Here is a 23044-nt window from a genome sequence, read left to right as displayed (position 1 = left end):
AATGCCAACAGTACCAACAGTCACTGGTCGTCAGGTTGAAAGTCGCGGGTTTCAGTCTCCAGGGCTACAAACATTTAATACTCCACAGATGGGCGATGTTTTAGGTGGGGTTGCTGATAAATATGTCGATGTTTTTGCACAGGCAAAGCAGCGCGCTGATGTTGCTCAGGCTCAGGATGCATCATTGCAACTCAGCCAGATTTCCAGTGATCTGCTGACTAACCCGGATACTGGGCTGCTGAATCTCCAGGGTAAAAATGCGCTCGGCAAAGGACAGGCTTACACTCAGCAGTTCGATGCTCAGGCAGAACAGATTGCGATGACACTACCGGAAGGTGCCCGGGCTGGTTTTATGCAGCAGGCTCAGCAGCAGCGCATTCAGTTCACCACTCAGGCCGGCAGGCATGAGATAAGCCAACTCAATGCCTATGAAGAAGGTCAGTTCCAGGCGACTCTGGCGAATAACGGGAAACTGGCTGCTGCCGCCTATGGTGATAATGCCAATTATGTTCTCTACAACCAGCAAACTTTCCAGCAGATCGAAGATTACGGCGCCGCGCATGGCTGGAGTACTGAGCAGATTCAGGCCAAGAAGATCGAGTTCAAGGAGAAGGTCGCCGACGCATCACTGTCTCAGTGGTCAGCCAACAACTCCATCGAGTTCATTCAGAGCAATGGTGAGTTAAGCGATACTGTTACCGGTTCTCGCCGTGCGGTATCAGAAGGTGGTTCTGGTGATAGCGCCCGTGGCATTCGTAATAACAACCCTGGTAACCTAGAGTACAGCAAAACAAATCCGTGGGTAGGCCAGACCGGTGATGATGGTCGCTTTGCCAAATTCGAAACGCCAGAACACGGTATTCGGGCGCTTGGTCGCAACCTGCTGTCGTACCAGCGGCAGGGCATTGATACTGTAAACGACATCATTAATCGCTGGGCACCGCCGTCTGACAATAACAACACCGACGCCTATATTCAGGCGGTATGTGCTCAACTTGGCGTAACACCGGATCAGCCGCTTGATGCATCAAACCCTGACACGCTAAAGGCTTTGTGTGCCTCCATTATCCAACATGAGAACGGAAGCCAGCCATATAGCGATCAGCAACTTGCTACTGGTGTTAGCGCGGCTATTGGCCTCTCCCAGCTTCCAACCAGCACAAAGCGCTATACCGGAAACGCGGCATTTGACGCTGCATCTCCGGAGGCGCAGGCCACCTTCCTTCGCCAGGCTGACCAGATCCGTAAGCAGCAGCAGGCTGAATACCGCACCAATATCGACAGCCGTGTGCGTGATGCCAGCGCGGCATACATGCGCGGCGTGGATTTCCCTGATGCTCCTACGCAGACCGATTTTCTCGCAGCCTACGGAGTGCGTGAGGGAAACCTGCGTTACACCGAGTTCAGGAATACGCAGATCGCCGGGCAATACATTGGTTCATTCCGTAATATGCCGACCAGTAGCATTCAGGCGGCAGTAGAAAACCTGAAGCCAGACACCGGTGAAACTGGTGAAGGATATGCAGCGCGCGCCCAAACCTATGATGCCGTTGTCTCTGCTGCCAGTACTGTTCTTGCGCAACGTAAAGCAGACCCAATTCAGTTTTCACTTTCTTCCGGGCAAACAAAGCCTATCGATATGACCAACCAGAAAAATTTCAGCCAGACGATTGCCCTTCGTGCCTCTCAGGCTGCAGAACTGGCTAAATCATACGGCACGCCGCTGACATTCTTTTCCAAAGATGAAGCTAATCAGATCGGTGCTTTCTTCCGTGATGCACCAGTTTCTCAGCAGTCTGCATACCTCGACACCATTCGGCAGAGTACTGGCGGTGGTCAGGTATATATGTCGGCACTTCAGCAGATCAGCACCAATGCCCCATCGGCAGCTGTCGCCGGGATCCTTATGGATAAGCCTGGCGGTGTTGTGGCTGAGAAAAACTGGTTTAACCCTGATGTTTCTGTATCACCAGAAACAGCAGCGCAAACCATCCTGTCCGGCGCCGCGGCGCGGAAAGGAACTGATGATGCTAAGGGCATCCCAATGCCGAAAGATAACGATCTTCGTCTTGAGTTCTCTGACATGGTGAAGGATGCGTTTGCCGGTGACGCGCAGGGAGCATCAATGGCCTACGAAATAGCGAAGGACTATTACGCTGGAGTGATGGCGAAGAAGGGCGTTGTATCAGGTGAGATTGACAGTGACACATGGAAGCAGGCTGTTAACGTAGCTACTGGTGGCGTACATGACTATAACGGCATGGGCAGCGTGCTGTTGCCGTGGGGAATGTCTGCCGAGCAATTTGATAAACAAGTTGATCAGGCCTGGAAAACGCAGGTGACTGGTGCAGGAATAAAGGCCCCACCAGGGCAGTATGGGCTGCAAAGCTATGGAGATAGCCAGTATCTTGTGAAGCTCGGCACTGGGTATTTGCTGAAAGATGATGGAACTCCTGTCGTTATCGATCTTACCCAACAGCGCCAGAGATTCTCAGAGGGGATCCCGCAATGAGTTACTTTGGTCTCAACGCAGTTAACCAGAATCAGCAACTTGATGAAGCAGCATCTAATCCAGCAGGGTTTAATACCGATGTCGGTTTCTTCGATAACTCCGGTACTGCTGCTGTCTCCGGACTGTACTCTGGCCTTGTTGCCAAACCTGACCAACTTCTTTGGGCTGGAATGGATAAGATCGTCTCGCCCATCGCGAAGTTTGTTAACGAAAATACATCCATCAACGACACATCCGCTGAGTACATCACCGAACAGCGTAAGCTCGCAGAGCAGCAAGTTAAGCGCCTGACGCCTGACGCAGCTACGACAGGAACTGCTGGTCAGGTTCTGCATGGTCTTTTCGATATGGGCGGACAGGCGGTAGTAGGCACACTGCTTTCTGGTCCAGCAGGTGGTGCGGCGGCAGTCACTGCGTTGCAGGGATTCTCTGAGTTTGAACGCTTGACTGCTCAGGGAGTAGATTTCAGGACTGCTCAGGAAGCTGGTCTGGTGCAGGGTGTCACGGCTGGCGCTGGTACATTGATCCCTATGAGCCTAGGACTACGCGCTGGTGGTGCGCTGGCAGAAAGTGTTGGCGCACAACTGGCGAGAACAGGTGAAAGTGCTGTGCGTAATGTTGCAGCTACTGCTGTTCGCGCCGCTCCAGACATCGCATACGCAGCCGGAACTAACATTGCCTTTGGCATGGCGCAGCGTGGTCTGACAGCAAAGACGCTGCGTGATGGTGGTTATAACGAAATGGCGAATCAGTATGATGTATTTGATCGCCAGTCTATCGCTATCGATGCTGTTCTTGGTGTGGCGTTTGGTGGTGTTGGTCGGTTCCTGAACGCCCGTGGTGAGATCGCTGCAACTCCTGAATTTTCTCCGGCAGAGGTGGATGCTGCGCTGGCAGCTAATGCCTCACATCACGCTGAGATTGATGTTGCTCCTGGTGTGCCGGTTAATGTCCTGTCACGTGATGCGCATATACAGGCACTACAGAAGGCTATGAATGACGTAAGCCAGGGCCGTGCAGTTGATGTGGCCAGCATTGCCGAACCTGCATCATTTAGCGATATCCCAGGGCGGAGAAACCTTATTTCTCAGGCAATTGATGAAACCCTGTATCGCACTGAAGAAGGAAGCACCCAGATTGCGGTTGATACCCGAGCGCTGGAACAGCAAGCGGATCAGGCTTTAGATGTTGAGCAAGTTAATCAATTGCATTCGGATATCACTGGTATCGAGAGATCCATTGAAACTCTCAACCAGGAGCGTGCTGGAGTGCTGAACGAACAACCATCTGGTAGCGGGAAAGAGTTGTCACGCGCACGTTCAGCGCGTCAGGAAAGACTGCGTGATATTGACCAGCGAATCAATGACGAGTCGGTAAGGCTACAGACTGCAAAAGATAATCTGGCGGCGAATGTAGAGGGTGGCGTTAACTTCGAGGCGCGGGCAGAACTTGTACGGCGTCAGCAGGCAGAAAGCGATCTGAACGCACAGGCCATGTCATTCTATAAAACTGCAGAAGTGCGTACCCCTGATGAAACAGCACCTTTTGAACCTGGCACCGTATTACGACAGGCAGAACAAAGGCCAGCGGCTGAGCAGGCCGGGGATATGGATCTGCGTATCGCTGAAGACTCACTGGTTGAGTCTCCGGACATGATGATCACCGTCCTGGATGACGAAGGAAACCCGCAGTCGCGAAGCGCTCGTGAAGTGCTGGATGAAGCAAGCAGAGAGAACGAACAGGCAATACAGGATTCCAGCCTCTTTGATGTGGCTGTCTCGTGTTTCTTGAGAGGGTAATTTGATGAGACAGGAATGTATTCAAGCAGTACAGCAGGCAGCCAAGCGAACACTGACAGCACGTGAGATACAGGATATTGAAGATCGCATCTACCGCAATATGCGAACGCTTGCCAGAGACGATCCTATGTCATGGCGTCACCTTACTGATGCTGAGAGATTACGCCGTGCCGGTCAACTGGCCTCCGATGAGCTTCAGCGAGAGGCTGCCCTCAAAAAACGCCGTGTCGCGCTTACTATCGCAGCGCGCCAGCGCCTGGACAACTTCATTAACAGTTATCAGGGGGCGGATGGAAAACTCGGTGCACTCAATCGCACGATCGCCTTCAGTGCCGACGGGAAATCAAACTTTCTGTCTGTTGAGTCTCGCACTAAAGCGACACGTGATTACGCGTTAAGCCAGTTACAGGAGGCTTTCGAGGCTGTTGACCCTCGTTTCTTCGGCCTGTTTGAAGATGAGGCTGGTGTGCGGGATCTGGTATTCGAAATGCGCGGGCAGAATACCGGCAACGCCAAAGCCAGAAAAGGGGCAAAAGCGTGGGGAGAAGTTACTGAACTGCTGCGTCGTCGGTTCAATGATGCCGGTGGCGATATCGGATATCTGGAAAACTGGGGTATTCCACAACATCACTCGATGGAAAAGGTTGGCGCAGTAACAAAGGATAAATGGGTCAGTGACGTCATCGGCAAACTTGACCGAAAATATTACACCCGCGCCGACGGTCAGTTGATGAGTGATTCTGAGCTTACAGCCTTCCTGGGCGAGGCATATAACACTATCGCTACCGGTGGTCTGAATAAACTTACTGATACCGGTATGCGTATTTCTGGTGCCCGCGGAAACCGTGGCAACGCATCCCGCCAGATACACTTCAAAGACGCTGATTCCTATTTGCAATACCAACAGCTATACGGCGATCGATCTCTCTGGGAAATAATGGTCGGACACTTGGAAGGGGTAAGCAAAGATATCGCGCTGGTGGAGACATACGGGCCAAACCCGGATCACGTGTTCCGCTCACTGCTGGATCAGACGAAGTCAGAGACTGCTACGGCTAACCCGCAGGATACCGGTCGTATAGAGCGCCAGGCAAACAATACTGAGAACCTGTATAACTTTATTTCTGGTAAAACTCAGCCTGTTGCAAACCCGCATATTGCACGCTGGTCTGATAACATCCGCAACTGGATGGTTGCCAGCCGTCTTGGCTCTGCACTGCTGGCTTCTTTCTCAGACCTTGGCACTATGTACCTGTCGGCGAAGGTTACCAATCTCCCGATGAATCAGCTTTTCCGTAACCAGCTTGAGGCGATGGACCCAACGAACCGTACTGAATTGGCCAGGGCGCGCAGGGCTGGTCTGGCGATGGAATCACTGCTCGGCAGCGTTAATCGGTGGGCGATGGATAATATGGGGCCATCAGTCTCCCGGTGGGCCGCAACGGCGGTGATGCGAGCCAGTGGATTAACAGCATGGTCAGACGCACATAAGCGCGCCTATGGCGTGACAATGATGGGTAGTCTTGGTGACGTTGTTACCAGAACGCCAGATCTGAAAAGCCTTTCAAATGACGATCTTCGCATTCTGAAAAGTAAGGGTATCACCGATACAGACTGGAGCGTGTGGAAACTGGCTCAGCAGGAAGACTGGGGTAAAGGCAATAATACGATGCTGACTCCGGAAAGTATCATGCGCATTCCTGATTCTGCTGTGCAGCACCTTGGTGCTCCAGAGCGTGTAAAATTCGAGGCTATGCGTAAGCTTCTCGGTGCTGTCACTGAAGAAGTCGATATGGCAGTTATTACTCCTGGTGCACGCGAACAGATGATTACCGGATCAGGCATCCAGCGCGGGACGTGGAAAGGGGAATTAACCCGCAGCGTATTCTTGTTCAAGTCATTCCCGATCTCTGTTGTGATGCGTCATTGGTCGCGCGCTATGGGTATGCCGTCTGCCGGTGGCCGTGCGGCATACATCGCGACGTTTATCGCCAGCACGACAATTCTTGGTGCACTTTCTCAGCAACTAAACGATATGGCATCAGGCAGGAATCCGCGAGATATGGCTGGTGAAGATGCTGCTAAATTCTGGCTTGGTGCGCTGCTGAAAGGCGGTGGTCTTGGGCTGTACGGTGATTTCCTGTTGTCTGACCACACCCGGTACGGAAGCGGTGCGCTGGCTTCGATGCTCGGACCGGTGGCAGGCCTGGTCGATGACGTTATCAAAATAGGACAGGGTATTCCCCTGAATGCGGTTGAGGGTAAGAGCGAGCAGACTGGCGGCGATCTGGTTAAGCTTGGCAAAGGCCTGACGCCTGGTGCTAATATTTGGTATCTGAAGGCGGCGCTTGATCATATGATCTTTAACCAGATGCAGGAGTATTTTTCCCCTGGCTATCTGCGCAAAATGGAGCAGCGTTCTAAGAAAGAATTCAACCAAACATACTGGTGGCGGCCGCAGGACGTTACACCGCAATAAGGATGCGAAAATGATTGTTTTTATTCTTGTTGTGTTAGTACTTGTAGCGCTTGGTGTGATGAACCGTAAAGGTATCATTGAAGATGGTGAATTTGCCGTCGCAGTTGTTTTTATATTATCTGGTGTAGCAGGGTACATAGGTTTGTCATAGCGTATCTGTGACATGTCACGAGGCCGCAATAGCGGCCTTTTCTTTCTCTTATGTTGTTTGCTTTCGTAACTTTTCCGCACAGTAATCGAGATGCGTTTGCAGATCCTGCATAGTCATTTGAGAACTTGTGACGTAATTCACAAGCGCAACAAGTTCAGCCAGCGGCCCGTCAACGTTGAAGCCGTCTTTATCGAGTTCCCGCAGCAACTTCATCAGGTGCGAGTCCTCCACCAGGGATCTAACGCCTACCGGCGTGTGTATTCTTTCCTCAAATCCTTCTTCCAGCGGATGGTGATACTGCCGTTGCATCTCTTCTTCTCCATACAATCACTGTATAAACATACAGTAGCAGAAGATATCAGGACTATCCAGCATGAAATGAAAATTACCTGTAAGGTAATAAAGTAACTGATTAATACCTAAACGATTCATATAAGGTTTTTTGGGTAATAGAATGATCCAGAGTGCATGCGCGTCGGGCGCAAAAGCAATCTGGAGAAAATGACATGACGGTTTCAACCGAAGTTGACCACAATGACTACACGGGGAACGGGGTCACGACATCATTCCCCTATACCTTCCGAATTTTTCATAAGTCTGATCTGGTGGTGCAGGTTGTTGACCTGAGCGAAAACATCACTGAATTAACACTGGACACTGATTACACGGTAACTGGTGCTGGCGGATACACTGGCGGAAATGTTGTTTTGTCGTCTCCTCTTGCCAATGGTTATCAGATTTCGATATCACGAGAATTGCCGGTTACCCAGGAAACAGATCTCCGAAATCAGGGGAAGTTCTTCGCAGAAGTGCATGAGGATGCTTTTGATAAGTTGACCATGCTGATACAGCAGGCAATTAGTTGGCTGCGCCTTTCTTTGCGTAAGCCGTCTTTTGTTGCAAATTACTATGATGCTCTTGGTAACTACATACGAAACCTTCGTGACCCGTCACGCCCTCAGGATGCCGCCACTAAAAACTATGTTGATAGCGTAGCCAGTTCTAACCTTAATCATGCATTAAGAACTCCAGAGCCCATTCCATCTTTACCTGGAATAGAACAAAGAAAAAATAAAATCATTGCAATGGATGAGTCTGGTAATCCGATAATGGTTCTACCTGAATCCGGATCTGCAACTGACGTAATGATACAGTTAGCTTCAAATGATGGATTCAAATTTATAGGTCAGTGTCCTGACATAGCTACGCTTAGAACTATTGAACCAGAAACAAATGGGCAGCGAATTACCTTACGACAGCATACGTATGGAACTGGTCTTGGTGGCGGTCAGTTTCGTGGTGTTATTGATGGTTCAACTTACACAGATGATGATGGCATTGTCATCAAAACAACAGGAGGTTCTGTTTGGCTACGCATTAACGCAGACATAGTAAACCCTCTAATGTTCGGAGCAACTGGTGGGGAAGATGATACTACTTCTCTTCAGAGAATGCTTGAATGTGGGAAAGCGGCAGCGTTGGGAACAAATGTCTGGAAAGCGTCAAATCTTGAAATGAATAACAAGACTTGTTCTCTGTCAGGGTCTGGGCTTCACGCGTCAAGAATCGAGCAGATTACAGGAGCAACTGGGGCTTTACTGACGATTAAGAATACATGCAGTTTGATTTATATAAAAACACTAGGATTATATGGTGACAGATCAACAACAGGTACATCTGGGTTGAAGATTGAACCAGGAAACCCTGGAGCAGCAATAAACTATCCGTTCAACACAACTGAGCCAGATGTTCGAAGAGACTCTGTTATTGATATGGTTCACATCATGGGGTTCGATGATGTTGGATTTGATTATCCTGCCACTAACTTCTCAGTTTCAACTAATGGGTTGTTTATTCGAAACATTAAGAAAAATGGTGCTGTTATTGGTGCTACCGATTTCACATGGACAAACCTGCAAATTGATACATGTGGTCAAAGCTGTCTGAAACTTGATGGTGCGGGAAATTGTCGTTTAGAAGGTGTTAAGCTGATTTGGGCTGGATGGAATAGCGTTGCTTCATATCCTGGTCTTCTTGTAAATAATTCTCAGAACGTAAATATGTCATGCGTTGAGATTCAGGATTGCGGATTCGATGGAGCATACTTCAAAAACTCGTCCGTAGCTATCAGTGGATTAAACACTAACAGAAATAGCGCATCAGCAAATTTTGCTTACCATAATATGGTATTCGAAAGTTGCAACGTTGACGTTACAGGATTTACATGTAGGAACTATGCAGCAACCTCTATATATGATCTAAATTCACAAGCAGGCAATGTAAGGTTTATTGGATCAGACAGCTCCGTAAGAATTTCAGGGATATATGAAAGCGAGGTTAACAGTGAACGACTAATGGGTGATAACAATCTTATTCAGCCTTCATCGGCAGACTTGATAATTAACGGTCTGAAAAACTACTACACATACAGTGGTGATGTTTCTAACAGAATACCAACATTTGACGGTGTTTCTACGACGCCTACCTATGTGTCAGCTCCCACGATTCTTGGTCAGGCAAATATGCTCAAATTGACTCAGTCAAATAAAGATAAGATTTTATTTACTGATAAAGTATCACGGTACGGATGCACTATTGGTTTGGTTCTGATACCAGATTTCTCTGGCCCAACAACAATGAATCTATTTACTTTAGGTAGTGGCTATTCATCAGCAGGTAGCTCCGCAATCATGCAATTCATAGTAAGTTCAGGCGGCACACAAACTATAGCCATACTTCTCAGTGGTGATGGAACAACCCAGGCTCTGGAGAGTGTTCTTACAGGTGATCAAGTGATCTCATCTGGCGGTATTTATTATTTCTCTATGGGGGCTGCACCTGGTCGAATCTGGTGGTCTGTTGTTGACGTTAATACAGGAAGGATAGTCCGAAGGGCTTACCGACAACCTGAACTTAACTCTGCATTCAACAGCTTGTTCAACAGCGGAACATCAGCAATTACTGCGTTCTCTGGTCCGCTTTCTGGTGATATTGCATGTGAAGGTAAGGGCTCTCATGTTTATGTAGGTGGTTTTTCTTCAGAGAGTGACTTTGCAGCAAGTCGTATGTACGGATTGTTTACACCTGTCGACATTGACAAGCAATATTCATTCCGTACACTGAACGGAACTATTTAAATTTAAATCATAGGCTGTCACATAAAACGTGACAGCCCAATCTTTCTTAAAATTAAAACTGATATCAAAGATATCGCAAAAACAATTATAGGCATTGTTGTAACAACCCCAAATTCAGGAGATATATTGTATTTTTCAAATATAAATATCCTTAATGTATCAATTATAATAGGGTGTATTAAATAAATGCCAAGAGTACATGGTGATACTAAGTTAATAATCTTTATTATAATATTTGATTTTACATTAACGCTCATAAATAAAAACATAAACGACATTGCAGAAAGTCCAATAAATAATGATGAATTATCATAAAATAGTTGATTAACTGGCCCGCCGTATGGTGTTATTAATTTAGTTATGTAAGATGTTGATATCGTACACATAACTATCAGCATAACTGCAATGGTTATAGTTACTTTATCTGCTTTTATTGCTGAGTCTTTTATTAACTTGCCAAGAAGCAAATACACAGAAAGGCTTGAAAACATCTGGATTTGTAAAGACCAGTTTATGTTTATATTTAAATTAAGTTGCAGATTAATTAGACCAAAAAATAGAAATATCATCCATGCCGCAGCAAAAATTATAACATCCTTTCGTGATGCTGAGTGATAAAAAGCACTTAGGATTGGAATTATTAAAACAAAGCCAATGGCAGCATAAAGATACCAAAGATGGTAGAATATCTGATTTCTAATCAACACGCCAAGAAAAACACTTAATCTAAAATCAGAGTTACCTGTGTAAGTAACATACGAATAATAAATAGCGGACCATGACACCAAAACAAAAAGCAGCCTTTTCGCTCTTTTTAATGCACTGATTAGGTCTGTTTTTTCTCGTATTAGAAGACTACCAGTTATCATTATAAATAAAGGCACAGATATTCTGGTAAATGACTCAATAATATTAAGCTCATCCCAATACTCATGGCTACTATCATTCATTCCGATAACAATGCAATGTAATACAATAACCAAGAAACAAGCAGAAGATCTAATTAACTCGATATTTAAATTTATATTTTTCATGACTATTAAATTCAGCAATATCATTTAACTTTGAATATTATCACCTTTGGGGTAATTTCGATAGAGTTAGCTTGATGTTTTTTGAACCATATATGGTTTATTGTGTATGATGAACTCACCAACTAAGGGGGATTTTTATGCACAGTAAACGGTGGTTGCTATGTCAGCCCAGCTAACCAGTGAGTCTTTAAATCAGTGGCTTAGTATGGGTTCTCTGGCTGCGGTTATCGCAGGAGTTCCACCCGAGGTGGCGCTTGGTGCCTTATCAGGAGCGGTAATATTTATTACCTCAGCCGTTGAGTATCCAATACGCCGCCGGGTTCTCCTGTCGATGCTCAGCTTTCTATGCGGGCTTCTATTCTACAAACCAACTGCATCAATCCTTATCGGCGTAGCCAGCCTGATCCCAACTATCACGCAGGATTCATTCGAGAAAGGGATCGTCTTCTCTGCTGGTGCGTTCGTGTCGGCAATCGTCGCAGTACGTATTGGTATCTGGCTCTATCACCGTTCCGACAATCCACGCGATTTAATCCCGGGGAGAAAAGACGATGACAACTCATGAGCTGCTTTTACTCATTGCCAATGCGGTTATCTGTTCTGCGATAGCAATACGCGTCGGAACCTTCCGGCGTAATGGATCGCAACACCGCCGGTGGGGTGGATGGATAGCCTACTTCCTTATCGTAGCATCAGCCAGCATCCCTGTCCGCGCCGCATATGCAATCTGGTATCACACACCAATGGCCGCTGATTTATCAGAGGTCATCATCAATGCTGTCATGCTTGCCGCCGTTCTGAAGACGCGCGGTAACGTCGTGCAGATATTCAAAATATCGAGGTCTCAACATGGACATTAACCAGTTCCGGCTCGCCTCCGGTATCACTGATCAACTGGCCGCGCGCTGGTACCCACATATCACCGCTGCCATGAATGAATTTGGCATTACCAAGCCAGATGACCAGGCGATGTTTATTGCACAGGTCGGGCATGAGTCAGGAGGGTTTACCCGGTTACAGGAAAACTTCAATTACAGCGTATCAGGACTGTCAGGTTTCATCCGCGCCGGGCGTATAACTCCAGACCAGGCTAATGCGCTTGGACGGAAATCTTACGAGAAGTCTCTGCCGCTGGAACGCCAGCGCGCGATCGCCAATCTGGTGTACAGCAAACGCATGGGCAACAACGGGCCTGGCGACGGATGGAACTACCGTGGACGCGGGCTTATACAGATCACTGGTCTGAACAACTACCGGGATTGCGGTACCGGTCTGAAGGTTGATCTGGTAGCGCAGCCTGAACTGCTGGCGCAGGATGAATACGCGGCTCGTAGCGCGGCGTGGTTCTTCGCTACCAAAGGCTGCATGAAGTACACCGGAGACCTGGTGCGCGTTACTCAGATCATCAACGGTGGCCAGAACGGCATCGACGACCGGCGAGCGCGGTACATCACCGCCAGCAAGGTGCTTTTATGATCTGGGCATTCGCCAAAGCGTACTGGAAACAGTTGCTTATCGTCTTGATGCTTGCTGCTCTGGTCACTGGTGGAGTGGTTGCCTGGAATGTTCATGGTGACCGACAGTACGATGCCGGGTATGCGCAGGCCAAGGCGGACCGCAAAGCCGAAGATGATAAAGCTCGTCAGCAGGACGAACAGGAGAAAGCGACCAATGAACGTGAAGCGCAGCAGAGGATCGACCAGGCGCGTAATGATGCTCTTGATGCTGCCGCTCGCGCTGGCCGGTTGCAGCAACAGCTCGTTGCCATCCGTGAGCAGCTCAGGCAGTATAACGCCACTGTCGGCGCTGGGACGTCAGCCGCAGACACCGGAGTTTTGCTTGCCGACGTGCTCAGCAAATCTCTCGAGCGAAACCGACAACTGGCAGAGTACGCTGACCGGGCCTCCGAAGCCGGACGAGTCTGTGAAAAGCAGTACGATTCACTGACCCGGTGACATGGCATTTTTCATGGTACTGATTTCCGGTGACGGTATATAAAACGGTATGAGAAATTTTATTTTATTAAAAGTTGTTGTCAGTCAATTGCTTATGTTATCCGTAAATAATTGAGTGGGAATAATATCCCTTTCCGTTAGCGGTTTTTGAACCGGTAATATGCAGAAAACCCTCTGTTTACAGAGGGTTTTTTATTGCACGCATTTCAGCAAATACTTCAGGCGCATGTTCTGCAGGAAAGTACGCTAATCGACCAGTTGCAGCTGAGACTGTTGCTGAGGTGCGACATGCTGAATACGCACATCCATCTGTGGATAGGGTAGGTCGATGTGGTTGGCGTCCAGCGCCTCTTTAATGTTTTCCAGCAGATCGTAATAGGTGTTCCAGTATTCGATATTGGGAACCCATACGCGCACGTAAAAATTCAACGCTGAAGCGCCCAGTTCGCCCAGACGAACGGTTACCCCACGTTGCTTATCGATGCGGCTGTCCTGCTCGATAATGTGATTAATAACTTGCTTAACCTCTGCAATCCGACTCTGATAACCCACACCAATCACCAGATCGATACGACGAAAAGGGTGACGGGAATAGTTAATGATGTTGTCAGCGATGATCTTACCGTTTGGAATCACCACTTCTTTGCTGTCCGCGGTTAGCAGGGTGGTGGAGAAGATGTGCACCTTTTCTACTGTTCCGGTGACTGCACCAATCTGCACTACTTCTCCGGCGCGAAAAGGCCGCAGGGAAACCAACAGCACGCCAGCGGCAAAGTTGGAAAGCGAGCTTTGTAACGCGAGGCCAATGGCCAGTCCGGCGGCACCGATGACGGCAATAATGGAGGATGTTTCAATACCGATGCGACCTAATGCGGCGACGACGGAAAAGGCGAGGGTAATGTAACGTACCAGCGCGGTGAAGAACTGAATGATCGTTCTGTCGACTTTACGTTTAAGCAGTAACTTTTCCAGCCCACGAGAGAGCAGACGAGCGATAAATTTACCGATAAACAATAAGATCACGGCGGCAACGATATTCCAGCCGAATTGAATGACAGCATCGCTGTGCCCGGCGATCCACTCAAGGCCGCTTCTTATTTTCGGGAATAATAAAAAACCACTCATAGTATTACCCTGTAGTATTTAAAAATGATAACAATTCAAATAACTATTTAATTTTCATGCGAAATATAAATGCTTGCGTCAGTGATATTTGCTGGTGATATTAATTAGCATTTATTTGAGCACTGTTTGTCTTTTTATGTCCGCTAAACCGGAACGTAAAAATCAGCGCGAATGGTGCGGTGAAGTGGGATGAAAAGATTGTGCATTTGTGCGAAAAATACGGCCGATTATCTGATAATTAAGCGGGAGAGGGGGGATATGTGTAAAGTTTCGTCACTCAAATCCCTTACCGGATGGTTAAATGTCAGGCGATTAGCCATCCGGTAAGGAATCTTAATGCTGGGGGTATCACAGGCGCGAGCGATCAATGTTCGTCGGTTTGTGCAGGAGCTGTCTGTTGCGGCTGAGTGGTCTGCTGAGATTCTTTTTTGTCCTGGTGGTGATGCCACGCACCAATGGCGGAGTAGACGAAGCGTCCGAAGAAGAAGAGAAAGCTGATAAGCAGTACGATCCGGATCATGCGACTGTTAAATCGGTGTCGTTTGCGTAGGCTGGTAACCTGGCTCACAAAAGGTTCCTTGTAGTGTACCCAACTGAGGGCGATACTCACATTAAGGCACACTGAGAGGGAATGGTCAATTCTTCCTTATGTAAAATTGCTTCAGTTGTTTTATCTTCTTATGTTATGGAAATTAATATTATTATTTGCATGAATAATGTATTAACGATAAAAAATAATGAAAAGAGTAATAATTGATGAATGAGGGGCATGTTTTTTGATATGTATCAAGCATCACACTTTGCTGACAACTAAAATCGATGAATCATTGTGATGTATTTTACTTTATCGTTTTAAGGTCAGGTGGGATGCCTGTCTGAATACCCCCTACAGGATGTGTGGGATTCTACTGAGCATCTATGAAACTCAATAAAAATTATATTGGTATCAGAGATAGATGGTGGGCATTACCTCTCATCTTACCTTCTTTGTTGTTGCCTATATTGAGCACTGCCACCACCTATGCCCATATTAGTACGGGGACCGTAATTCTTTTCTACCTGCCGTTAGCGCTGATGATTAGCCTGATGCTTTTTTTTGGCTGGGCGGCATTGCCAGGTATTATCATTTCCATTATCTGGTACAAATATCCGCAGGTCGGGTTATTTGAAACACTTTCAATAATTTCGCACTTTATAGTTACAATCGTGCTTAGCTGGGGAGGATATAAAGTATTTTCTCCTCGACGAAACAACGTTTCCCACGGCGATTCTCACCTGATGTTTCAGCGTATGTTCTGGCAGGTCTTCTGCCCGGCAACGCTGTTTCTGATACTCTTCCAGTTTGCTGCATTTGTGGGTGTTTATGAAAGCAAATCCGGCATGGTGGGCGTTATGCCCTTCAATACAGGCACATTGATCAACTATCAGTCCATACTCGCGGGGAATCTTGTAGGTGTGCCGCTGTGTTATTTCATCATTCGAACAATTCGCAACCCCTTGCATCTGAGAGGCTATTTTTCTCAGTTAAAGCAGCAGTTTGATACCAAAGTGACTAAAACAGAGTTTGCGGTCTGGTTGATTATATTGACTGTGCTAATGGCAATGTTGTGTATGCCGCTCAATGAACAAAGCTCAATATTTAGCACGAATTATACCTTGTCACTGTTACTTCCCGTCATGCTTTGGGGGGCAATGCGTTACGGTTATAGATTTATTTCGTTGATATGGGCGGTCGTACTTATTACCGCAATTCATTATTATCAGCGCTATATGCCATGGTATTCGGGTTACGATACGCAGCTTGCCATTACCTCATCAAGTTATCTGGTTTTTTCCTTCATCGTGAATTTCATTGCGGTCCTGGCAACGCGTCAACGTTTTGTTACCCGGCGCAACCATCGCCTGGCCTTCTTTGACCCTATGGTGCATATCCCGAATTTGCGCGCTTTGAACCGGGATTTGAAAAACGCGCCATGGTCAGTGCTTTGCTTTTTGGGTGTTCCGGGCATGGAGCTGCTGGTGAAAAATTACGGCATTATGCTGCGTATCCAGTACAAGCAAAAACTGGCTCAGTGGATAACACCGTTGCTTGAACAGGATGAGCATGTCTATCAATTGTCAGGTAATGATTTAATCCTGCGTTTTAACACTGAGCTACACCAGGAACGCATTGAAGCACTGGACAGGCATATCAAGCAGTTTCGTTTTGTCTGGGACGGAATGCCTTTGCAACCGCAGGTTGGGATCAGCTTTTGCTATGTCCGTTCTCCTGTTAACCATATCTATTTGTTGCTGGGAGAGTTAAGTACCATTGCCGAATTATCGCTGGCAACCAATTCTCCAGAGAATTTGCAGCGGCGTGGTGTGATGCACCTGCAACGCGACCTGAAAGATAAAGTTGCGATGATGAACCGTATTCAGCAGGCGCTGGAGAACAATCGCTTTTTCCTGAAGGCGCAGCCGATTTTTGGCGTGCGTGGCGACGTTTATCACGAAATCCTCCTGCGGCTTGAGGGGGATGACGGTGAAACTATTGCCCCTGATAACTTCTTGCCGGTAGCCCATGAGTTTGGTTTGTCATCCCGTATCGATCTGTGGGTGATTGAAAATACGTTGAAATTTATGGCGCAGAATCGGGAAAAAATGCCCGCCCACCGGTTTGCTATCAACTTATCACCCACCTCAGTATGTCGCGCGCGACTTCCTAATGACATCAATCAGTTACTGAATAAGTACAAGGTTGAAGCATGGCAACTTATCTTTGAAGTGACGGAAAGCAATGCCTTGACCAATGCGGAACAGGCACAGGCAACGTTGCTGCAGCTGCAATCACTGGGCTGTCAGATTGCGATTGATGATTTTGGTACTGGGTATGCCAGCTATGCGCGGCTGAAAAATGTGAATGCCGATATCCTGAAAATTGACGGTAGCTTTATTCGCAATATTGTTTCGAACAGCCTCGACTACCAAATCGTGGCCTCTATTTGCCACCTGGCGCGGATGAAAAGAATGCTGGTGGTTGCGGAGTACGTCGAAAGCGAAGAAATACGCAGTGCGGTGATTTCGCTGGGGATTGATTACATGCAGGGGTATCTGATTGGTGAGCCACTGCCGTTGAATGAAACGCTGGAAAAGCAGGTGCCAGATGAACTGACACCTGCTGAGATCTTATGCGGCGATATCGGGTGAGCTCTCTTCTTCAATTTTGAGTCGCCAGCCTGTTACGGCTTCCCAGTATTGCTGCTCTTTTTCCAGATCGAGCAGCACCAGCGCATTTTGGCTAAACCAGTCATGCGGGAAGCGTAAGGTCCAGTGGCTGTCGTCGGTAATCAGGGTCAAAGTCGGCGGTGTGGTGGTCGCCTGACGCTGATTATTCAACAGCACGCCCAGGCGCAGCAGCTGAATTAACGGCAGAAACTGTTTCTTCTTAAACAGCGTAAAGCGGGGCAAGTCGTCGAGCTTAATCGCTTTGCGATGATAACGAACTAATGTTGCCATCATCAGCTGTTGTTCCTGATTGAAACCAGGCAGATCGCTGTTTTGTAAGATATACGCAGAGTGGCGATGCAAACCGCTGTGGTTAATGTTCAGCCCAACCTCATGCAGCATTGCTGCCCAACGCAGTAACGCTTCCAGTTGGGGATTGGCCAGCTTTGGCTGCTGCGTATGCCACTGGTCGTACATTTGCATCGTCGTTTCTAGTACGCGCCGGGCCTGTTCGCTGTCAATGTTGTACTGGTTCGCCAGGCTGCTGGCGGTACGGCTGCGAACGTCCTGGTGGCGAAAACGGCCTTCCATCTCGTACAGCACACCTTCACGTAACGCACCATCAGAAAGGCGAAGTTCGCGAATAGCTAACGCGTCAAAAACGCCGCACAGAATCGCGAGTCCGGGTACAAACACTGCTTTTCTTTCTTCTGACAACCCAGGCAAGCTGAGCGCATCAAATGACGCGTGCTTCAACACTTCAGATGTCAGCTTGTCCAGACGTTCGGGGGTGATAAAACCGTCTTTTTCACCCATCTCCAGCAGCACTTCATGGGCTGCTTTAATGGTGCCCGATGCGCCCAGCGCAACGTTCCAGCCCTGAATGCGAAACTGCCAGGTTAAGGTTTCGAGCTTTTGCGCAGCCGCCATGCGGGCACGCTGGAAGTTTTCGCGGTTAATTACACCGCGCGGGAAATACATCTGGGCAAAGCTGACGCAACCCATACGGCGGCTTTCGACCAGTTTAGGCTCGAAATCTTCTCCGATCACCAGTTCTGTTGAGCCGCCGCCGATATCGATAACCAGCTTGCGACCTTTTTCCGGCTGCGTATGTTCAACGCCCATAAAGATCAATCGGGCTTCTTCGTTGCCGGAAATAATCTCAATTGGGTAGGGGATGACTTTTTCCGCTCGCTTGAGAAAATCAGTCGCATTCAGTGCCTGACGCAAAGTATGGGTTCCCACGATACATACGCTTGATGGAGGAAACCCCTGCAAACGTTCGGCGAACAGTGATAAACAGCTTAGCCCGCGCTCCATGGCCTCTTCGCTCAGCTTGTTATCTTCGCCGAGGCCATCCGCCAGATGTACGCGTTGTTTCAGTCGCCCAATAATTTGCATTGCGCCATCAACCACGCGGGCAATGACCATATGGAAACTGTTTGAACCAAGGTCGACCGCAGCAAATTCCTGCGGTCGTGGAGTCTTGTCGTGTATTGGCATATCTTTAGTCAGGTTGCTCGAGTGATTTGATGTAATCGTAAATCGCCAATTGTGACTGAACCTTACGGCGGTTTCCGCGCGGTACGTAGCGATTACTCAGTTCTTTATCAATAAAGCGGGCTTTCACCGTGTCGCTGAACAGGATATCGATAATATCCAGCACGCGTTGCTTAAGGCGCGGGTCAAGAAGCGGTGTGGCAACTTCGATACGATAGTCGATGTTTCTTGTCATCCAGTCAGCGGAGGAGAGATACACCTGCTTGTCACCTCCGTTCTCGAAGATATAGACCCGGTCATGTTCAAGATAGCGATCAACGATGCTGATAACGCGAATATTGTCGCTGATACCTTCCAGATTCGGAATCAAAGAACACATACCACGAATCAACAAATTGACCGGCACACCAGAGCTTGAGGCCGCATAGAGGCGGTCAACCAGACCTTTATCGACCAGGTTATTCAGTTTTAGCGTAATGCCGGAAGGCAGTCCTTGCTGCGCGTTGGCGATTTCTTTGTCGATCATCGCGTACAGCAGACGGCGTGAGTTCTGCGGGGAAACCAGCAGATAATCGAACGTCACCGGGCGATACGGGTTCTCGATGAAGTTAAACACCCGACGCACTTCGTTGGTAATGCGCGAATCGGCAGTTAGCAACGAGTAGTCGGTATACAGGCGTGCCGTTTTTTCGTTGAAGTTCCCCGTCCCGATATGCGCATAGCGCACGACTTCATCACCTTCTTTACGCGAGATAAGGAACAGTTTGGCGTGAATTTTCAGGCCTGGCGCGGAGAAGATGACGTGAACGCCTGCTTCGGTAAGACGCTTGGCCCAATGGATGTTGGCTTCTTCATCGAAGCGGGCCTGCAATTCCACCACCACGGTGACTTTCTTACCGTTGTGCGCGGCATGGATCATTGAATCTATGATGCGTGAATCTTTTGCCACACGGTAGATGTTGATCTTTATAGCCAGCACGCTCGGGTCGAAAGAGGCCTGGCGCAGCAGTTCAAGAACGTGCTCAAAGGTGTGATAGGGGTAATACAGCAGCACGTCGCGTTCGCGAACGGCGTCAAAGCCGTTACGAAACTTCTCGTTGTCGAACCAGATATGGCGCAGACGCGGCAGCGGTTTGTTCACCAGGTTAGCTTTGCCAACGTTAGGGAAGTTAATAAAGTCTTTGAAGTTATGGTAACGCCCGCCGGGAACAATCGAGTCGTAGCGAGAAATCGTCAGTTTTTCACGCAGTACTTCGACCAGTGCATTGGGCATGTCACGCTGATAGACAAAACGTACAGGTTCTGCGGTCAGACGCTGTTTCAGGCTGGATGACATAAGCTCCATCAGGCTCGATTCCATCTCGTGCACCAAATCGTATTCGGCGTCACGGGTCATTTTCATCGAATAGGCGTTCAGTGCATCGTAGTCAAAGAACCCTTTGAAAATGTCGTCAAGGCAGTAACGTAAGATGTTGTCCAGCAGGATCATCGGTTTGCGACGGCGCGGGGTTTCCGGCGGCAGATTCACAAAACGGGGAACCTTGTCGGAAGGGATTTCCAGCAGCGCGTAGCGGATCGTATCACCACGGATAATTTCTACCGCCAGATAGGTGTAATCATCTTTCAAAAACTGGACTAAATCCGTCTCGCGGTTAATCAGGATCGGCGTGATGTGCTGGCGAAGATATTGCTTGAAGTAATGACGCAACCAGCTTTGCTGATTGACCGACAACTGGCGTTCGTTGATTAAGAAAATCTGATTGCGCGCCATTTCCAACAGCAACTCGTTGTACAGGCCGTCAAATTCCTGATCGGCTTTTAATACGCGGGCCTGGATTTTGCCTAACAAATGGCGGGAGTGAGAGTTTGAACCCTGTTCTTCGCTAATAATGATTCGGCGCTTCAGTTCGGCAAAACGAACCTTATAAAACTCGTCGAGATTATTGGAATAGATGCCTAAGAAACGCATCCGTTCGATCAACGGGTTTGACTTATCAGCAGCTTCCTGGAGTACACGTTCGTTGAACGCTAACCAGCTGAGTTCTTTCTCGATGTATAGCTTTTCCTGACCCATTACCACTTTTACTCCGTTTCATTCACGGGACACTACCGATTTATTATGGCGAGCATTGCTCTCAGATGTCCAACTGTGCCAGAAAAATATGACAATAAACCGTCTGATAGCAAAGAGAAAGGGGGAGCGTAGATGAATACCGGTGGTATTAACCGGAAAAGGTAGTTATGCCTGTAAGCCGGATGGTGACATTCGGCTTACAGGTTGGTTTTTTTATTATTCGTCGGCGGCGTAGCCTTGTGGAGGCAAACGAACGCCATCCAGCCATGCAGCGTTATCACGCATCTTCAGGCGACCGTCGATAAACCAGCTTACCACCAGCGGGTAAATGGTATGTTCCTGAGCCTGAACCCGTGCCGTGACGTCATCTTCGCTGTCGCCTTCAAATACTGGGACTTTGGCCTGGAGAATGACCGGTCCGCCGTCCAACTCATCCGTCACGAAATGGACTGAGGTACCATGTTCTTCATCGCCGTTTTCCAGTACCTGGCGGTGCGTATGCAGGCCGGGATACTTCGGCAATAAAGACGGGTGGATATTCAGCAATCGTTCAGCATAGTGAGCGACAAACGCCGGGCTGAGGATACGCATATAACCGGCCAGCACCACGACATCGGGTGCATAGGCGTCAATCTCTTGTATCAGTTGGCGGTCGAATGCTTCGCGACTGGCAAACTGGGCGGCTTCCAGCGAGTGTGCCGGAATATTCGCTTCGCGTGCGCGCTCAAGGCCGAACGCATCGGCCTTGTTACTGAATACTGCACGTATGGTGCCATTGATTTTTTTCTGTTCGCAGGCGTCGATTATCGCCTGCAAATTGCTTCCGTTGCCGGAAATGAGCACCACAATGTTTTTCATTCAATGACCACACGCTGTTCGGAATCAGAAGCTTTGATGATACCGATTTTCCATGCGTTTTCACCTTTCTCATTGAGCAAAGCAAGGGCTTTGTCCACTTCCGGAGCTGGCAGGGCGATAACCATACCTACACCGCAGTTAAAGGTGCGATACATCTCATGCTGGCTGACGTTACCCGCCGTTTGCAGCCAGTTGAAGACGGCTGGCCACTGCCATGAAGATTCGTCGATCACTGCCTGCGTGTTGTCTGGCAGAACGCGTGGAATATTTTCCCAGAAGCCGCCGCCGGTCAGGTGGGCAATGGCGTGCACATCAACCTTCTCGATCAGTTCCAGAATGGATTTCACGTAAATGCGGGTAGGGGCCAGTAAGTGATCGGCCAGCGGCTTGCCTTCAAGCTCGGTGGTTTCTGGGTCACAACCGCTGACTTCTACAATTTTACGCACCAGAGAATAGCCGTTGGAGTGCGGGCCGCTGGAGCCGAGCGCAATCAGTACGTCACCGTCAGCCACTTTTGAACCGTCGATAATCTCTGATTTTTCGACGACGCCAACGCAGAAACCTGCCACGTCGTAATCTTCGCCGTGGTACATCCCCGGCATTTCAGCTGTTTCCCCACCGACCAGCGCACAGCCAGACTGCAGGCAGCCTTCGGCAATCCCGTTAATGACGCTGGCTGCGGTGTCCACATCCAGTTTGCCGGTTGCATAGTAGTCGAGGAAGAACAGCGGCTCAGCGCCCTGAACCACGAGGTCGTTGACGCACATTGCGACGAGGTCAATGCCGATAGTGTCGTGGCGTTTCAGATCCATCGCCAGACGCAGTTTTGTACCAACGCCATCAGTGCCGGAAACCAGTACCGGTTCACGATATTTTTGCGGCAATGCGCACAGCGCACCGAAGCCACCCAGACCACCCATAACTTCCGGACGACGAGTTTTCTTTACTACGCCTTTGATTCGATCAACCAGAGCATTACCTGCATCAATATCAACACCGGCATCTTTGTAGCTAAGAGAGGTTTTATCGGTCACTGCCTGCTTCCCCACATGTTTACTTGCAGTAAAAGTTAAATTCGGCGCAATTCTAACAGGGAAAGCAAACGTTTGCGAGCCTGCTCTGCATCAAGTTTTATCTGCTGGTTTTTTCAGCATTTTACAATCATTTATCTATTTGTTTGAGCTGCGCCACGAAAATGAAACCGGGTACAGTC

The 23044-nt window shown here is 48.5% G+C and carries 18 protein-coding genes; 10 read left to right on the top strand and 8 right to left on the bottom strand.

Features of this window, described 5'->3' with window-relative positions; translation table 11 throughout:
* The first annotated feature begins 1 nt into the window (after position 1).
* From OGY09_RS13465 to OGY09_RS13450, 4 genes are read left to right on the top strand one after another with little or no spacing between them, the layout of a single operon-like run.
* Entirely contained in the window at positions 2–2512 is a 2511-nt protein-coding gene (locus tag OGY09_RS13465) for a hypothetical protein (RefSeq protein WP_286590495.1), read from the top strand.
* Positions 2509–4311 (top strand): hypothetical protein, encoded by a 1803-nt coding sequence (locus OGY09_RS13460; RefSeq protein ID WP_286590493.1) that lies wholly within the window; start codon positions 2509–2511, stop codon positions 4309–4311. The genes OGY09_RS13465 and OGY09_RS13460 overlap by 4 nt, the downstream gene beginning before the upstream one ends.
* A gap of 4 nt (positions 4312–4315) precedes the next feature.
* A complete protein-coding gene (locus OGY09_RS13455) occupies positions 4316–6790 on the top strand; it encodes a hypothetical protein (RefSeq protein WP_286590490.1) in 2475 nt (824 codons plus the stop codon).
* Between the two features lie 10 nt (positions 6791–6800).
* Entirely contained in the window at positions 6801–6941 is a 141-nt protein-coding gene (locus OGY09_RS13450) for a hypothetical protein (RefSeq protein ID WP_234103617.1), read from the top strand.
* Between the two features lie 48 nt (positions 6942–6989).
* Here the strand turns inward: OGY09_RS13450 and OGY09_RS13445 are convergent, their stop codons facing one another.
* Positions 6990–7250, bottom strand: a complete 261-nt coding sequence (locus OGY09_RS13445; protein WP_286590486.1) for a hypothetical protein — start codon at positions 7248–7250, stop codon at positions 6990–6992.
* Positions 7251–7447: 197 nt separating this feature from the next.
* Here OGY09_RS13445 and OGY09_RS13440 point away from each other — a divergent pair, with 197 nt between their 5' ends.
* Positions 7448–10078, top strand: coding sequence for a putative phage tail protein (locus tag OGY09_RS13440; RefSeq protein ID WP_286590484.1), 2631 nt, complete (start codon positions 7448–7450; stop codon positions 10076–10078).
* Between the two features lie 17 nt (positions 10079–10095).
* Here OGY09_RS13440 and OGY09_RS13435 read toward each other — a convergent pair whose 3' ends face one another.
* The gene (locus tag OGY09_RS13435) at positions 10096–11112 is read right to left on the bottom strand and encodes an acyltransferase (protein WP_286590482.1); all 1017 of its coding nucleotides are present in this window, start codon (positions 11110–11112) and stop codon (positions 10096–10098) included.
* A 160-nt stretch (positions 11113–11272) separates the two neighbouring features.
* Here OGY09_RS13435 and OGY09_RS13430 point away from each other — a divergent pair, with 160 nt between their 5' ends.
* Genes OGY09_RS13430 through OGY09_RS13415 form a run of 4 tightly spaced genes read left to right on the top strand, consistent with a single transcriptional unit; the run spans position 11273 to position 13067 of the window.
* Entirely contained in the window at positions 11273–11677 is a 405-nt protein-coding gene (locus OGY09_RS13430; RefSeq protein ID WP_001275998.1) for a putative holin, read from the top strand.
* On the top strand, positions 11664–11972 hold the full coding sequence (locus OGY09_RS13425) for a phage holin family protein (protein ID WP_016046623.1): 309 nt from the start codon (positions 11664–11666) through the stop codon (positions 11970–11972). Before OGY09_RS13430 ends, OGY09_RS13425 begins: the two co-directional genes overlap by 14 nt.
* Positions 11962–12588 (top strand): glycoside hydrolase family 19 protein, encoded by a 627-nt coding sequence (locus OGY09_RS13420; protein WP_286590480.1) that lies wholly within the window; start codon positions 11962–11964, stop codon positions 12586–12588. The genes OGY09_RS13425 and OGY09_RS13420 overlap by 11 nt, the downstream gene beginning before the upstream one ends.
* The gene (locus tag OGY09_RS13415) at positions 12585–13067 is read left to right on the top strand and encodes a DUF2514 domain-containing protein (RefSeq protein WP_286590478.1); all 483 of its coding nucleotides are present in this window, start codon (positions 12585–12587) and stop codon (positions 13065–13067) included. The genes OGY09_RS13420 and OGY09_RS13415 overlap by 4 nt, the downstream gene beginning before the upstream one ends.
* A 246-nt stretch (positions 13068–13313) precedes the next feature.
* Here the strand turns inward: OGY09_RS13415 and mscS are convergent, their stop codons facing one another.
* Positions 13314–14192 (bottom strand): small-conductance mechanosensitive channel MscS, encoded by an 879-nt coding sequence (gene mscS, locus OGY09_RS13410; protein ID WP_032944199.1) that lies wholly within the window; start codon positions 14190–14192, stop codon positions 13314–13316.
* A 364-nt stretch (positions 14193–14556) separates the two neighbouring features.
* The gene (locus OGY09_RS13405; protein WP_008785446.1) at positions 14557–14760 is read right to left on the bottom strand and encodes a YfgG family protein; all 204 of its coding nucleotides are present in this window, start codon (positions 14758–14760) and stop codon (positions 14557–14559) included.
* A gap of 350 nt (positions 14761–15110) precedes the next feature.
* On the opposite strand from OGY09_RS13405, the gene OGY09_RS13400 reads away from it, so the two are divergent.
* A complete protein-coding gene (locus OGY09_RS13400) occupies positions 15111–17381 on the top strand; it encodes a bifunctional diguanylate cyclase/phosphodiesterase (RefSeq protein WP_032944196.1) in 2271 nt (756 codons plus the stop codon).
* Here OGY09_RS13400 and ppx read toward each other — a convergent pair.
* From ppx to purM, 4 genes are all read right to left on the bottom strand, one after another.
* Positions 17361–18902 (bottom strand): exopolyphosphatase, encoded by a 1542-nt coding sequence (gene ppx, locus OGY09_RS13395; RefSeq protein WP_032944195.1) that lies wholly within the window; start codon positions 18900–18902, stop codon positions 17361–17363. The genes OGY09_RS13400 and ppx overlap by 21 nt on opposite strands.
* Positions 18903–18906: 4 nt before the next feature.
* Positions 18907–20973: a polyphosphate kinase 1 gene (gene ppk1, locus OGY09_RS13390; RefSeq protein ID WP_032944192.1), complete on the bottom strand. Its 2067-nt coding sequence runs from the start codon at positions 20971–20973 to the stop codon at positions 18907–18909.
* Positions 20974–21189: 216 nt separating this feature from the next.
* Complete coding sequence (gene purN / locus OGY09_RS13385) at positions 21190–21831, bottom strand: phosphoribosylglycinamide formyltransferase (RefSeq protein WP_008785442.1); 642 nt, start codon at positions 21829–21831, stop codon at positions 21190–21192.
* Entirely contained in the window at positions 21828–22865 is a 1038-nt protein-coding gene (gene purM / locus OGY09_RS13380) for a phosphoribosylformylglycinamidine cyclo-ligase (RefSeq protein ID WP_020996702.1), read from the bottom strand. Before purM ends, purN begins: the two co-directional genes overlap by 4 nt.
* Positions 22866–23044: the final 179 nt, after the last annotated feature.

Origin of the sequence: Citrobacter sp. Cpo071 (assembly GCF_030332765.1) — a bacterium.
Lineage (GTDB): Bacteria > Pseudomonadota > Gammaproteobacteria > Enterobacterales > Enterobacteriaceae > Citrobacter > Citrobacter portucalensis.
This window is presented reverse-complemented; position numbering and strand designations above follow the sequence as displayed.

Coding starts and splice junctions, on each gene's coding strand:
- OGY09_RS13465 (WP_286590495.1), top strand. CDS start 2: ATGCCAACAGTACCAACAGTCACTGGTCGTCAGGTTGAAAGTCGCGGG.
- OGY09_RS13460 (WP_286590493.1), top strand. CDS start 2,509: ATGAGTTACTTTGGTCTCAACGCAGTTAACCAGAATCAGCAACTTGAT.
- OGY09_RS13455 (WP_286590490.1), top strand. CDS start 4,316: ATGAGACAGGAATGTATTCAAGCAGTACAGCAGGCAGCCAAGCGAACA.
- OGY09_RS13450 (WP_234103617.1), top strand. CDS start 6,801: ATGATTGTTTTTATTCTTGTTGTGTTAGTACTTGTAGCGCTTGGTGTG.
- OGY09_RS13445 (WP_286590486.1), bottom strand. CDS start 7,250: ATGCAACGGCAGTATCACCATCCGCTGGAAGAAGGATTTGAGGAAAGA.
- OGY09_RS13440 (WP_286590484.1), top strand. CDS start 7,448: ATGACGGTTTCAACCGAAGTTGACCACAATGACTACACGGGGAACGGG.
- OGY09_RS13435 (WP_286590482.1), bottom strand. CDS start 11,112: ATGAAAAATATAAATTTAAATATCGAGTTAATTAGATCTTCTGCTTGT.
- OGY09_RS13430 (WP_001275998.1), top strand. CDS start 11,273: ATGTCAGCCCAGCTAACCAGTGAGTCTTTAAATCAGTGGCTTAGTATG.
- OGY09_RS13425 (WP_016046623.1), top strand. CDS start 11,664: ATGACAACTCATGAGCTGCTTTTACTCATTGCCAATGCGGTTATCTGT.
- OGY09_RS13420 (WP_286590480.1), top strand. CDS start 11,962: ATGGACATTAACCAGTTCCGGCTCGCCTCCGGTATCACTGATCAACTG.
- OGY09_RS13415 (WP_286590478.1), top strand. CDS start 12,585: ATGATCTGGGCATTCGCCAAAGCGTACTGGAAACAGTTGCTTATCGTC.
- mscS (WP_032944199.1), bottom strand. CDS start 14,192: ATGAGTGGTTTTTTATTATTCCCGAAAATAAGAAGCGGCCTTGAGTGG.
- OGY09_RS13400 (WP_032944196.1), top strand. CDS start 15,111: ATGAAACTCAATAAAAATTATATTGGTATCAGAGATAGATGGTGGGCA.
- ppx (WP_032944195.1), bottom strand. CDS start 18,902: ATGCCAATACACGACAAGACTCCACGACCGCAGGAATTTGCTGCGGTC.
- ppk1 (WP_032944192.1), bottom strand. CDS start 20,973: ATGGGTCAGGAAAAGCTATACATCGAGAAAGAACTCAGCTGGTTAGCG.
- purN (WP_008785442.1), bottom strand. CDS start 21,831: ATGAAAAACATTGTGGTGCTCATTTCCGGCAACGGAAGCAATTTGCAG.